The following is a 12,632-nucleotide window of genomic DNA, read 5'->3' on the forward strand; positions in this document are numbered from 1 at the left end:
AGGCGGCCAATGCATATCGCGATTATCGGTGCAGCGGGAATGATCGGGCGCAAATTGACGGCGCGACTCGTCGCGGACGGGCGTCTCGCAGGCCAGGCCATCACTCGCCTTTCCCTTGTCGACGTCGTCACACCGGCCGCCACGGACGGCTTTGCCGGCCGTGTGGAGACGAGCGCTGCCGACGTTTCTGCCCCAGGGCAGGCCGCGCGAATTGTCGCCTCGCGGCCGGATGTGGTGTTTCATCTGGCTGCGATCGTGTCCGGCGAGGCTGAGCTGGATTTCGAAAAAGGCTACGGAATCAACCTCGAGGGCACGCGTGCTCTTCTTGAGGCGATCCGTGCTGCGCATCTGCAGGACAGTTATCGGCCCTGCGTCGTCTTCACCTCGTCCATTGCGGTCTTCGGAGCGCCTTTCCCCGAGGTAATTCCTGACGATTTCAATCTCACGCCACTGACGAGCTACGGCACCCAGAAGGCGATGGGCGAATTGCTGCTGGCGGACTACACGCGCCGAGGCTTCATCGACGGCATTGGCATCCGGTTGCCGACGATCTGCGTCCGTCCCGGCAAACCGAATAAGGCTGCCTCCGGCTTCTTCTCCGGCATTGTGCGCGAGCCGTTGATCGGGCAGGAGGCGATCCTGCCGGTGCCCGAAACTGTCCGCCATTGGCATGCGTCGCCGCGTTCGGCGGTCGGCTTTCTGATCCATGCCGCCAGCATCGACCTCCAGCCACTCGGCGCACGCCGCAGCCTGACGATGCCAGGTGTCAGCGCTACCGTCGGAGAACAGATTGAGGCGTTGCGCAAGATCGCAGGGGAGAAGGCCGTCGGCCTCATCCGACGCGAACCCGACGAGTTGGTCATGAAGATCGTGTCCGGCTGGCCGCAGGCATTCGAGGCCGAGCGCGCGAAGAAGCTGGGTTTCGTCGCCGATGCTTCGTTCGACGACATTATTCGCGTGCATATCGAGGATGAACTGGGAGGGCGGCTATGACGACCGGAAAATCGCGCAGTATTGCGTTTCTGGGAACCGGGCTGATGGGAGCGCCGATGGCTCGTAGGCTGCTGCGCTCGGGCTTTGCCGTCACGGTCTGGAACCGCAATCGCGCGAAGGCGCAAGACCTTGTTCGCGATGGCGCGGTTGTGGCCGATACGCCCGCTGAAGCTGTCAGAAGGGCATCTGTGGTGCTCACCATGCTGACTGATGGAAAGGCAGTGGAGGACGTACTGTTCAAACAGGGTGCCGCAGAGGCGCTTGACGCAGGCGCGGTCGTCATCGATTCCAGTTCCATTTCCCCGGACGCGGCGCGCGAACATGCGTTGAAGCTCGCCGAGCGTGGCATCAGTCATCTCGATGCGCCGGTCTCGGGCGGCGTGGTTGGGGCGACTGCCGGTACGCTCGCGATCATGGCGGGCGGCGATGCCGCTTTGATCGACGAGCTGGCTGACGTCTTTGCGCCACTTGGCCGGGTTACCCATGTTGGACCCAGCGGTTGCGGCCAGCTTGCAAAGCTCGGGAACCAGCAGATTGTTGCAATAACGATAGGTGCCGTGGCCGAGGCGATGCTGCTCGTTGAGGCGGGTGGCGGTTCGCGCGAGGCGTTCCGCCGGGCGATCCGGGGCGGCTTTGCCGAAAGTCGTATTCTTGATGTCCACGGCCAGCGAATGGTCGATCGTGACTTTGGCACCGCCGGCCCTTCAAAACTGCAGCTGAAGGACCTGAACAACATTATGGCGACGGCAGGAAGTCTCGCTTTGACTCTACCTCTGACGGAAGCGGTCCGTGCCGAGTTTGCCGAGTTTGTCGAGCACAGTGGCGGTGAGACCGATCACAGTGGTCTGTTGTTGCAGCTCGAGGAAAAGAACGGTCGTTCCTCGAAAGGCTGAATTGCCTAGACACTCGGGTCTCTGACAAGATTGGTGACGCATTCGGCCTGCAATTGTTGATGGATTTTTAGTGCGTTCTAATTAATCTCTCGCCAAAAGGTTGGTTCGGCACGCATAATGAACTTCCTCATTGGAGGTCTGACACCATACTGTAACTTGAAGTTACGTGAGGCTAGGACGGCGTTGGTATCGAGCAGTCCCACACGGTCCGAACGAGAGTTCCAGGACATCCTGCGGCGCCTTGAGCTTGCACTCGATGCGTCACAGATTGGCGTATGGGAGCACAACCTCGATCAGAATGAGATCTCCTGGGATGTCCAGATGCATCGACTTTACCAGACCGGAATGCAGAACGGTCCGGTTCCGACCGCCGTCTGGTCAAACGCGATTCACCCCGACGATCGAGAACGCGCCGAGAAAGAGTTCGACGACGCTGCTGCCAGAGGCGGGCAATATAATTCGGAATTCCGGATCGTCTGGCCGAGCGGAGAGATAAGACATATCCGATCGCGCGCTCATTTCTACGTGAACGAGGAAGGGTCTCCCTCCTTCATCGGTGCTGAGTGGGATGTTACCTCTGATGTACTCCTTGCGAACGAGGCGGCGCGGCAGCGCGCGGTCGCCGAGGCACGGGCCCTCGCTTTGGAACAGAGCAGCGCACGCATCGAATATGCGGCGGAGCACGACTATCTGACGGGCCTTCCCAACCGCCGCCTTTTCGACAAGCGCCTGGCGGAACTGGCCGAAGACGCCTCAGTCTCCACACTCGCGGTCCTGCATCTCGACCTCGACGAGTTTAAGCAGATCAACGACAGTCATGGCCATGCGGCGGGCGACACCGTATTGCGTGCCGCAGCCTTGCGGATTGAGGCTGCCATTCCGAAAGCCACAATGGCGGCACGTATCGGTGGCGACGAATTCGTTATTCTGCTCGTCAATTTCGGAGGGTTGACGGAACTGAACCGGATGGCGCGTGACGTGCAGCGGCGCCTGAAGAAGAAGATCCGCTTTGGCCACGAAATGCTGCAATCGGGAGCGTCGATCGGCATTTCCTGGTCGGCAGATCGCTCTGGCTCCAATCTGCTCGCCGAGTCTGATATCGCGCTCTATCAGGCAAAGACATCAGGGCGCGACCGCATCGAGTTCTTCTCGCAGCAGCTCAAAGACGATCTGATGGGCAAGCGGCGCCTTGCCGAAGAGCTGAAGCTTGCGCTGGAACAGGGCGATATCATTCCGTTTTACCAGTTGCAGCTCGATGCCAACACTCGCGATGTCGTGGGCATCGAGGCATTGGCGCGCTGGCATCACAGCGAGCGCGGCACGCTCTCGCCCGGCATATTCCTGAAGATCGCCGACGAGTTCGGCTTGTCGTCCGAGATCGATGCTTCGATCCTGCGACGCGTGCTCGCGGACCGCCTGACGTGGGAGCAGCACGGTACAACCTTGCCTCGGATATCGGTCAATATTTCGGGACAGCGCCTCTATGATCCGCAATTGATCGACGATCTGGAGACGCTCGAGATACCGGAAGGTGCCCTGGTTTTCGAATTGGTCGAGACCATCTTTCTGGATGACTGCGACGATGAACTTCTGCAGACGGTCGACCGCATCAAGCAAATGGGGATCGAGATCGAGATCGATGATTTCGGCTCGGGCCACGCGTCGCTCATCGGCCTCGTGCGGCTGCGCCCGGCTCGGCTCAAGATCGATCGGCAATTGGTCAACGAAGTGGATACTTCCTCCGAGCAGCGTCGCGTCGTCAAGTCGATTGTCGAGATCGGCAAGGCGCTCGGTGTCGACGTGATCGCTGAGGGTGTGGAGACTGAAAACCATGCCGTGACGCTCGCCAAGCTTGGCTGCCAAACGCTGCAGGGCTTCGCGCTCGGTCATCCGCTACCGGCATCAGAGATCGACAGCATTTTCGTTTCGAAAAAGGCGACGCAGGCCGCCAATCTTCGCCGCTAGCCGGTTGCAGTGTCTCTATGGCTCGAGTTCGTCGCGTGCTTCCAGATACCAGTCGACGAAGGCCTTCACGCCGACATCCAGCGTCGTCTCCGGCTTGTATCCAGTCAGGGCCACCAGCAAGTCAGGGCTGGCAAAGGTGCGCGGCACGTCGCCCTTTTGCATTGGCAGCATCTTCCGCTTTGCCGGCTGGCCGACCGCTTTTTCGACGGTTTCGACGAAGGTCATCAGATTCTCCGGCTGACCGCCACCGATGTTCACGACACGGAACGGCGCCTGATGCGAGAGCGTCTCCACCTGTTCGTCGGCCACGCGATTGGCTTCCGACGGGACGACGGACGACAGTCGAACGATCGCCTCCACGAGGTCGTCGATATAGGTGAAGTCGCGGCTCATCTGGCCTTCGCCATAAATCTCGATCGGCTGATCCTCCAGCATGTTCTTGACGAACTTGAAGAGAGCCATGTCAGGACGGCCCCAGGGGCCGTAGACGGTAAAGAAACGGAAGGCTGTTGTCGGGACCTTATGGAGATGGGCATAGCTGTGCGCCATCAGTTCCATCGATTTTTTTGTCGCCGCATAGAAGGTCAGCGGCTCGTCCGCCCGGTCTATCTCGCGGAACGGAATGGACGGGTTGGCACCGTAGATCGATGAGGTCGAAGCCAGCATAAGATGGTTGACCCCGACGTCCTTGGCGATCTCGAGGATATTCCAGGAGCCTTCCAGGTTGGACGTCAGATAGGCTTTCGGATTTTCGAGGCTATAGCGTACGCCGGCCTGGGCTGCGAGATGCACGATGACATCGGGCGCAGCGCTCGCCACGGCCTCTTCCAGGGCCTTGCGATCTTCCAGCATCGCTGTCACCGGGCGAAAGGCCGGAAACTGGGCCAGCGCCGCGTTGCGCATGTGCTTCAGCTTGATATTGTAGTAGTGCGTCATGCCGTCGAAGCCGACGACTTCGTGGCCATCCTGCAGCAAGCGGCGGGCGAGATGAAAGCCGATAAAGCCCGCAGTGCCGGTGATGAAATAACGCATCTCTACTTCTTCTCGTTCTTCTTTCCGACAGCGAAATAGCTGAAGCCGTGCTTTGTGACTTCGGCGACAGGATAGATGTTGCGCAGGTCAACGATCGTTGGTGTCTTGACGAGCGATTTCATCCGCTTGAGATCGAGCGCCCGGAATTCATCCCATTCCGTCACGATGACGATGGCGTCCGCGCCTTCGGCAATCTCATATGGGTCGTTGCCGTAGGTGATCGGGCCGATGACCTCTTTCGCCATTTCCATGCCTTCCGGATCGTAGGCATGAACGTTGGCGCCGCCGTCCAGCAGCGCCTGGATGACGGTGATCGACGGTGCGTCGCGCATGTCGTCGGTGTTCGGCTTGAAGGTCAGACCGAGGATAGCGATCTTCTTGCCCCGAACATTGCCGTCGCAGGCGGCGATCACCTTGCGGCCCATGGCACGCTTGCGGTTGTCGTTGATCGCAACGGTGGTCTCGATGAGGCGAACCGGGCTGTCGTGATCCTGGGCAGTCTTGACCAGCGCCAGTGTGTCCTTGGGGAAGCAGGAACCGCCGTAGCCGGGGCCGGCATGCAGGAACTTGTCGCCGATGCGCTTGTCCATGCCGATGCCCTTGGCCACCTTCTGTACGTCGGCGCCGATCTGTTCACAAAGGTCAGCGATCTCGTTGATGAAGGTGATCTTCATGGCGAGGAAGGCGTTGGCCGCGTACTTAATCAGCTCGGAGGTGCGGCGTTCGCAGAAATAGAGCGGCGCTTCGTTGAGATAGAGGGGGCGGTAGACCTCGCGCATGATTTCGACTGCGCGCGGCTCCTCGGTGCCGAGAACGATGCGATCAGGGCGCTTAAAGTCGGTGATTGCCGCGCCCTCGCGCAGGAATTCCGGGTTAGAAACGACAGAAATGTCTTTCTCGGGGAATTCCTCGCGGAAGATGCGCTCGATCTCGTCGCCGGTGCCGACAGGAACGGTCGACTTGGTGACGACGACGGTGAACCCGGAGACAGCAGCTGCTATCTCGCGGGCGGCGGCATAGACGTAACTCAGGTCCGCATGGCCATCGCCACGGCGCGATGGTGTGCCGACGGCGATGAAGACGACGTCCGCTTTCGCAACAGATGTCGCCAGCTCTTTCGAAAAATCCAGGCGACCAGCGGTGCGGTTATGCTCAATGATGTTGTCGAGACCGGGTTCGAAAATCGGAACTTTGCCGGCTTCCAGGGCGTCGATCTTCGCGGCGGACTTGTCGACACAAGTGACATGATGGCCGAAATCGGCAAGGCAGGCACCCGAGACGAGGCCGACATAACCCGAGCCAATCATCACAATACGCATGGATTCATTCCCTGAGATAGCGATCGCGGCCCGGCCGGTTGGCGGGACCGCGATCGTGTTACAGGCGGAAGTTTATAAGTTCAAGACAACAGTGATCAGCTGCGTCCGAACTCATCGACGATGCGGATGATATCGTCCTCTCCGAGATAGGACCCGGTCTGGACTTCGATCAGTTCAAGCATGATCTTGCCCGGATTGGCGAGGCGATGGATTTCGCCGAGCGGGATGTAAACGGATTCGTTTTCCCTGAGCATTTGCACGTTTTCGCCGATCGTCACTTCGGCCGTGCCCTTGACGACGATCCAGTGCTCGGAGCGGTGATGGTGCTTTTGTAGCGACAGCTTCTTACCCGGCGTGACGAAGATGCGCTTGACCTGGAAGCGGTCGCCGTTCAGCACCGATGTATAACCGCCCCACGGGCGGTAGGAAGTCGGGTGTGTCTCTGTCAGCTGCGATGTCGACGGGGCGGCAGCGAGCATTTTCACCAGGTTTCCGACGTCCTGGCTATCCTGCAACCGCCCGACATAGACGGCGTCCTCGCTGGCGATGACAGCGATGTCGTCCATGCCCTGGACGGCGAGATGCACGCCATGAGTCATGATGAGCGAGTTCTTCGTGTTGACGACCGTCGTGTTGCCGGCTGCCACATTGCCATATTCGTCGCGGCTGCCGCTCTTCCAGACGGAATCCCAGCTGCCAAGGTCCGACCATTTGAAGGGCGAGGGGACGACGGCGGCGTTGCTCGTCTTCTCCATGATGGCGTAGTCGATCGAAATGTTCGGGCTTGTGGCGAACGTCGCCTTGTCGAGGCGCGTGAAATCGAGATCTGTCTTTGCATTTGCAACGGCCTCTCCGGCAGCGTTGATCGTCTCCGGAGCATGGGTGCGCAACTCATCGAGCAGACATGAAACCGAGAACATGAACATGCCGGAGTTCCAGTAGAAGCCGCCTGCGGCGAGCATCTCTTCCGCATTGGCGAGTGGCGGTTTTTCGATGAAGCGCGCCACAACCCGTGCACCGGTCGCCAACGTTTCTCCGCCTTCGATATAGCCGTAGCCGGTTGCCGGTTCGGTTGGCTGGATGCCGAAGGTCACGAGCTTGCCTTGGGCGGCTGTGGCGGCAGCGATGCGGACGCAGTCAAAATAGCTGTCGTCGGCGACGATCTCATAGTCGGAGCCGAGCACATGCATGATCGTGTCTTCGTTAAAGCGCTTGCTCACGACCGTCGCTGCCGCTGCGACAGCGGCGGCGGTGTTGCGGGCAACCGGCTCGAGCAGGATGGCGGCGAGGTCAATATCCAGTTCACGTGCCTGCTCGGCGACGAGAAAACGGAATTCCTCGTTCGTGAGAACGATGGGCGCCTCGTAAAGCGATGGATCGGACACGCGCAGCAACGTTTCCTGGAAAAGCGTCTTATCGCCGATGAACTGTATGAACTGCTTCGGCGCTGCGGCACGCGACAGAGGCCAGAGGCGAGTCCCCTTGCCGCCGGCCATGATCACGGGAACGATTTTCTGTGTCATTTGGAGTGTCCTTGAATATTTACTTGCTTCGCTAATCAATTCGCCTGCGCCCACCAGCGGATTCGCTCCAGACCGGAACGCAGCAGCGTCGCCGCGGCAGCTTCACTTTCCGCCTCGGCGTAGCAGCGCATTTCGGGAGCATTACCCGAGGGGCGGAAATGAATGATGCGCCGATCCGCCAGTGTGATACGAAGCCCGTCAATGTCCCTGACGCTGCCGACCTCACCGATCGGCTGCAGAAACACCGCGAGATTGGCGGGGCCGGCGCGAAGATAGGTCATCAATCGGGCACTGGTCTCCACCGGGAAATTCTCAAGACGGTCGGCCGAGGCAAACGGCAGATTGTACGATGCGGCGATCGTCGAAAGCGGTTGGCGTCTGGATGCGGCAAGAGCGAGCGCCGCCACTATCGGTACGAAGCAATCGCGCGTCGGCAGGGCGCGCAGTACCTGACCATTGACCTCGAAGTCGCTCGCGGTCAGCACGCCTCCGTTTGCTTCGAAGCCGGCGACATGGGTCTGGCCAGCCGCTACTGTGTCCTGCATCCCCGATATGACAAAGGGAGAACCGACGCGGGTGCGAATGACGCTGAAGCGACCAGCAGTTTCTATGCCGGAATTTGAAGTCACGGGCGTCACGATTGATCTTGCACCGAGAAAGTTTGCAGCGATCAGTCCGAGCAGGTCGCCACGCAATGGCATGCCGGTTTCGTCTGCCACCAAAGGACGATCGCCATCACCATCCGCAGAAACAACCGCATCGAGGCCATGCTGTCTTGCGACTTCCTTGAGTTTGGCAATCGTCTTGTCCGAAACGGCTTCGGTGTCCACGGGTATGAACATTTCCGAACGGCCAAACGGCACGACCGTTGCGCCGAAATGCTCAAGGAACTCCACCAGCAGGTCACGGGCGACGGTGCTGTGCTGGTAGACGCCGACCTTCACGCCGACGAGCGCGTCGGCAGGAAGGAGGTTGTAATTTCGCTCGCGGAAAACAGCCAGGCATTCGGCGGAAACGTCCTGTGGTTCTGTCTTGCGAGGCGCAAACGCAAAGCCGGCACGATCGAGTTCCGTTGCCACGGTCGTAATCGCAACCTCGTCTGCCTTGTCGATCTCGCCGTCCGGCCGGTAGAACTTTATGCCATTGCGATCGGCTGGAATGTGTGAGCCCGTGACCATCAGGCAGGCGGCCTTTTCTTGAAGGCCGTAAAGGGCCAGCGCCGGCGTTGGCACGGTGCCGCAGTCGCGGACGTCGAAGCCGAGGCCATCAAGCGCTTCGGCGCAATTTGCTGCGATCTCCGGGCTGGAATCCCTGAAGTCCTGGCCAATCAGGATAATATCGCCTCCGTGGGCTCTCCCACTGTCGAGTAGATAGCGGCCAAAGGCTGTAGCATAAAGCGCCGAAGCCCGGCCCTTGAGGTCGACAGACAGGCCGCGAAGCCCACTCGTTCCGAATTTCATTTTGAATAAGCCCCCGGATGCGCTTGAATTCGCCAACGATTTGACCGCAATCTACTCAGCGTTTGTAAATAGTGAACCCCGGCGAACAATAAAATGTCTGCCAATTCCCGCCTCGTGGCAAGCTGAAAGCGCGTGTGAGCGGGCGAGGACCGTCGATGAATGAACAATCGATCGCATTGGAAGAGAGCTGGCGGAACGCTCTCGCCGGCGAATTCACCAGCCCTTATATGCAGCAACTCAAGGCGTTCCTCCTCGCCCAGAAGCAGGGTGGCAAACGGATATTTCCCAAGGGTTCCGAATATTTCCGTGCTCTCGACCTGACACCACTGGCGGATGTCAAGGTCGTGATCCTGGGGCAGGATCCCTATCACGGGCTAGGGCAGGCGCATGGACTTTGTTTCAGCGTTCGACCCGGCGTTCGCATTCCGCCTTCGCTCGTCAATATCTACAAGGAAATGCAGAGTGATCTGGGGATTACGCCAGCGCGACACGGGTTTCTGGAGCATTGGGCGCGGCAGGGCGTCCTGTTGCTGAACAGCGTGCTGACAGTTGAGGAGGCGCAGGCTGCGTCACATCAGGGCAAAGGCTGGGAGCGTTTTACCGACGCGGTCATTCGTAAGATCAATGACGAATGCGATGCCGTCGTCTTCATGCTCTGGGGCTCCTATGCTCAGCGCAAAGCGGCCTTCGTCGATTCAAGGCGTCACCTCGTGCTAAAGGCGCCGCATCCATCGCCGCTCTCCGCTCACAACGGTTTTTTTGGCTGCAGCCATTTCTCCAAGGCCAATGCCTTTTTGCAGGCGCATGGTCGGGCGTCGATTGACTGGCAATTGCCGGTGAATCCGGGAGACGTCTAATCATCTCTGAACGATTGCGTTTTGTCGTTCACCAAAAAGAGACAATGCGTTCCGGTCGTCGGGGCTATTCCAATCGGTCCCCAGCGATCATCTATACCCCATCCGAAGCCCGCTGGGCGGGCAAGAAAGGGGTCTCAAATGCTTGATCAAATCAAGGGTCTGCACCACGTCACATCAATGGCGGAGGATGCCCGCACAAACAACCAGTTCTTCACCAACACGCTGGGTCTGCGCCGCGTCAAGAAGACTGTGAACTTCGACGCACCCGATGTCTATCACCTCTATTATGGGGACGAAACCGGTGCACCCGGCACGATCATGACTTACTTCCCATTCCCGAAAATGGCGCAAGGTCGGCCGGGAACCGGCGAAGTCGGCACGACTGTTTTCTCGGTCCCGCAGGGCTCGATCGGCTTCTGGAGCGATCGCCTGAACAAGTTGAATGTCACCGGCCTGAAGACCGAGGAAACATTCGGCGAGAAGCGTCTGAATTTTGCCGGTCCCGATGGTGATGGCTTTGCCCTGGTTGAAGTCAAGGATGACAGTCGTCTGCCCTGGACGCATGGTGGCATCAGCGAGGATCATGCGATCCGCGGGTTCCACTCGGTCGCGATGCGTTTGCGCGATGATGGCGCCACGTCAGAACTACTCAAGTTCATGGGCTACGAAGTTCAGGAAGAACGCGATGGCGTCAAGCGCCTGACCATTCCAGGTGGGAATGGCGCGCATCTCGTCGATCTCGAAACCATGCCAAATGTCTCTCGCGCTCTGCCGGGTGCTGGGTCCGTACATCACGTGGCCTTTGCCGTAGAAAATCGCGAGAAGCAGCTCGAGGTCCGCAAGGCGTTGATGGATACCGGCTACCAAGTCACCCCAGTGATCGACCGTGATTACTTCTGGGCGATTTATTTCCGGACCCCGGGCGGCATCCTGTTCGAGATTGCGACCAACGAGCCTGGCTTCAACCGGGACGAAGACACTGCACATCTCGGCGAGGCACTGAAGCTGCCACAGCAACATCAGCACCTGCGTGCCCTTCTTGAACAGCACTTGCAACCACTGGAAGCTTAAGGGGACGCACAATGACCGATAATAGCTATGTGCACCGGCTGCAGGCCGGTGCACCCGGAAAGCCCATCCTCTTCATGCTGCACGGAACGGGGGGCGACGAAAACCAGTTCTTCGATTTCGGGCGGCGCCTACTGCCGGAAGCGACGATTGTCTCGCCGCGAGGGGACGTCTCGGAGTTTGGTGCCGCACGCTTCTTCAAGCGTACCGGCGAGGGCGTCTACGACATGGCGGACCTTGGCCGGGCAACGGAGAAGTTGGCGTCCTTTGTCGCAACGCTGGCCAAGCAACACGAGGCGAGCGCTGTGCTCGGTCTTGGTTTTTCGAACGGAGCAAACATCCTCGCCAACGTGTCGATCGAGAAGGGGCTATTCGATGCTTCGGTTCTGATGCATCCGCTGATTCCGTTTCAGCCGAAGGCAAATCCCGCCTTGATCGGGCGCAAGATACTGATCACGGCCGGCGAGCGCGACCCGATCAGCCCGGCGCCCGTGACAAAGGCCTTGGCGGACTACTTCGAAGGACAGCGCGCTTCCGTCGCGACGGAATGGCATGCAGGCGGGCACGATATCAGGCAGAACGAGATCGACGCCATTCACAGGTTCTTCGAGCCGTATCAATAAGCGAATCCAGTGGGCTGGTTATTGCCATCCCACTGGCCCCATTCGAATGCGGAGGGTGATAATCCAATAGGCTTATCTCTGGTTGTGAAGCGTTTCTGTTGTGGTAGTTGTTTGCGCGATAAAACCTAAGCGAGTATTCAGCTGTAGCTTGTTGAGGGTTTGCATTCGCATGAACGATGTCGCAGACCTCCGAATACTGATTTGGATTGGCCCACCGGCAAGCTCGGACAATATTGCTAGTGGGACTACCAATCTTCCTGGTGAGCATCACCCTGGTCTTCTCGCTCACGCCTCGCTACACCGCGCAGTCGTGGTTCTTGTCGATACAAGTTCAAAGAATCTCCTCGACCTGGACGCCGCCACCACAAACGGGCTTACCGACAACTCCCGAGTGGAAGGCGAGGTTCGTATCATTCAATCCGATGCGGCGTTGGTGGAGGCGATCAAGGACGGCAATCTGCTTGCTGACCCGGAGTTCGCATCCAACCGCTTCAAGGACCGGCTACTGTCCAGGATTGGATTCGGTGCTAACGCGGCCTCAGGCGACACGGCGGCTGGGGAGGTATTGTCGACTTTCAAGGACGCCGTTCGGGTTCGCGGCGAAGGCTTGACCTACCTCATCGGCGTGGGAGTAGCATCGGACGATGCGGAGAAAGCCGCGCGGCTCGCGAATCTTGTGACGGCCGTTTACATCAAGAAGCAGGTTGAAGCCAAAGTGGCGAGCGCTGTTTCGGCCGGTATCCGCAGTGGCGTCGCGTTGCCATCCTGAAGGCGAGGGGCCCAACCCTCCGTGCCGTTGACGAAACGAGATTTCATCGAGAATGGGGGGCTGTAGGGCGCGATTGTGCCGTCACCGGGTGTGGGCTCCAGCGATGTGCGCAGCGGGCCAGCCTCGAATT

General features: G+C 59.3%; 11 protein-coding genes. 7 read left to right on the forward strand and 4 right to left on the reverse strand.

The window, feature by feature from the left end:
- Window positions 1-9 precede the first annotated feature (9 nt).
- The 3 genes from denD (at window position 10) to ATY79_RS29645 (ending at window position 3,851) form a co-directional block, all read left to right on the forward strand.
- Window positions 10-993 carry a D-erythronate dehydrogenase gene (gene denD, locus ATY79_RS29635; protein WP_088695089.1) on the forward strand — a complete coding sequence of 328 codons (984 nt, stop codon included), beginning with the start codon at window positions 10-12 and terminating at the stop codon, window positions 991-993.
- Window positions 990-1,886 (forward strand): NAD(P)-dependent oxidoreductase, encoded by an 897-nt coding sequence (locus tag ATY79_RS29640; RefSeq protein ID WP_088705752.1) that lies wholly within the window; start codon window positions 990-992, stop codon window positions 1,884-1,886. The genes denD and ATY79_RS29640 overlap by 4 nt, the downstream gene beginning before the upstream one ends.
- Window positions 1,887-2,069: 183 nt before the next feature.
- Window positions 2,070-3,851, forward strand: coding sequence for a GGDEF domain-containing phosphodiesterase (locus ATY79_RS29645; RefSeq protein WP_088695087.1), 1,782 nt, complete (start codon window positions 2,070-2,072; stop codon window positions 3,849-3,851).
- 15 nt (window positions 3,852-3,866) lie between these two features.
- On the opposite strand, the gene ATY79_RS29650 is transcribed toward ATY79_RS29645, so the two are convergent.
- The 4 genes from ATY79_RS29650 to ATY79_RS29665 all read right to left on the reverse strand — a co-directional run bounded on the left by ATY79_RS29650 (window position 3,867) and on the right by ATY79_RS29665 (window position 9,185).
- Window positions 3,867-4,883 (reverse strand): NAD-dependent epimerase, encoded by a 1,017-nt coding sequence (locus ATY79_RS29650; RefSeq protein WP_088695086.1) that lies wholly within the window; start codon window positions 4,881-4,883, stop codon window positions 3,867-3,869.
- Between the two features lie 2 nt (window positions 4,884-4,885).
- Window positions 4,886-6,202 (reverse strand): UDP-glucose/GDP-mannose dehydrogenase family protein, encoded by a 1,317-nt coding sequence (locus ATY79_RS29655; RefSeq protein WP_088695085.1) that lies wholly within the window; start codon window positions 6,200-6,202, stop codon window positions 4,886-4,888.
- 95 nt (window positions 6,203-6,297) lie between these two features.
- Entirely contained in the window at window positions 6,298-7,725 is a 1,428-nt protein-coding gene (locus tag ATY79_RS29660) for a mannose-1-phosphate guanylyltransferase/mannose-6-phosphate isomerase (RefSeq protein ID WP_088695084.1), read from the reverse strand.
- Window positions 7,726-7,760: 35 nt separating this feature from the next.
- Complete coding sequence (locus tag ATY79_RS29665) at window positions 7,761-9,185, reverse strand: phosphomannomutase (protein WP_088705753.1); 1,425 nt, start codon at window positions 9,183-9,185, stop codon at window positions 7,761-7,763.
- A 155-nt stretch (window positions 9,186-9,340) separates the two neighbouring features.
- Between ATY79_RS29665 and ung the strand changes: the two genes are divergently transcribed.
- The 4 genes from ung to ATY79_RS29685 all read left to right on the forward strand — a co-directional run bounded on the left by ung (window position 9,341) and on the right by ATY79_RS29685 (window position 12,502).
- Window positions 9,341-10,042, forward strand: a complete 702-nt coding sequence (ung, locus tag ATY79_RS29670; protein WP_088695082.1) for a uracil-DNA glycosylase — start codon at window positions 9,341-9,343, stop codon at window positions 10,040-10,042.
- Between the two features lie 138 nt (window positions 10,043-10,180).
- Window positions 10,181-11,113 carry a VOC family protein gene (locus ATY79_RS29675; protein WP_088705754.1) on the forward strand — a complete coding sequence of 311 codons (933 nt, stop codon included), beginning with the start codon at window positions 10,181-10,183 and terminating at the stop codon, window positions 11,111-11,113.
- 11 nt (window positions 11,114-11,124) lie between these two features.
- Entirely contained in the window at window positions 11,125-11,733 is a 609-nt protein-coding gene (locus ATY79_RS29680) for an alpha/beta hydrolase (RefSeq protein WP_088695080.1), read from the forward strand.
- Window positions 11,734-11,902: 169 nt separating this feature from the next.
- Window positions 11,903-12,502 (forward strand): hypothetical protein, encoded by a 600-nt coding sequence (locus ATY79_RS29685; protein WP_088695079.1) that lies wholly within the window; start codon window positions 11,903-11,905, stop codon window positions 12,500-12,502.
- The last annotated feature ends 130 nt before the right edge of the window (window positions 12,503-12,632 follow it).

This window comes from Rhizobium sp. R693 (genome assembly GCF_002211315.1).
Classification (GTDB): Bacteria; Pseudomonadota; Alphaproteobacteria; order Rhizobiales; family Rhizobiaceae; genus Rhizobium.

Coding starts and splice junctions, on each gene's coding strand:
- ATY79_RS29650 (WP_088695086.1), bottom strand. CDS start 4,883: ATGCGTTATTTCATCACCGGCACTGCGGGCTTTATCGGCTTTCATCTC.
- denD (WP_088695089.1), top strand. CDS start 10: ATGCATATCGCGATTATCGGTGCAGCGGGAATGATCGGGCGCAAATTG.
- ung (WP_088695082.1), top strand. CDS start 9,341: ATGAATGAACAATCGATCGCATTGGAAGAGAGCTGGCGGAACGCTCTC.
- ATY79_RS29685 (WP_088695079.1), top strand. CDS start 11,903: ATGAACGATGTCGCAGACCTCCGAATACTGATTTGGATTGGCCCACCG.
- ATY79_RS29640 (WP_088705752.1), top strand. CDS start 990: ATGACGACCGGAAAATCGCGCAGTATTGCGTTTCTGGGAACCGGGCTG.
- ATY79_RS29660 (WP_088695084.1), bottom strand. CDS start 7,725: ATGACACAGAAAATCGTTCCCGTGATCATGGCCGGCGGCAAGGGGACT.
- ATY79_RS29675 (WP_088705754.1), top strand. CDS start 10,181: ATGCTTGATCAAATCAAGGGTCTGCACCACGTCACATCAATGGCGGAG.
- ATY79_RS29655 (WP_088695085.1), bottom strand. CDS start 6,202: ATGCGTATTGTGATGATTGGCTCGGGTTATGTCGGCCTCGTCTCGGGT.
- ATY79_RS29680 (WP_088695080.1), top strand. CDS start 11,125: ATGACCGATAATAGCTATGTGCACCGGCTGCAGGCCGGTGCACCCGGA.
- ATY79_RS29665 (WP_088705753.1), bottom strand. CDS start 9,185: ATGAAATTCGGAACGAGTGGGCTTCGCGGCCTGTCTGTCGACCTCAAG.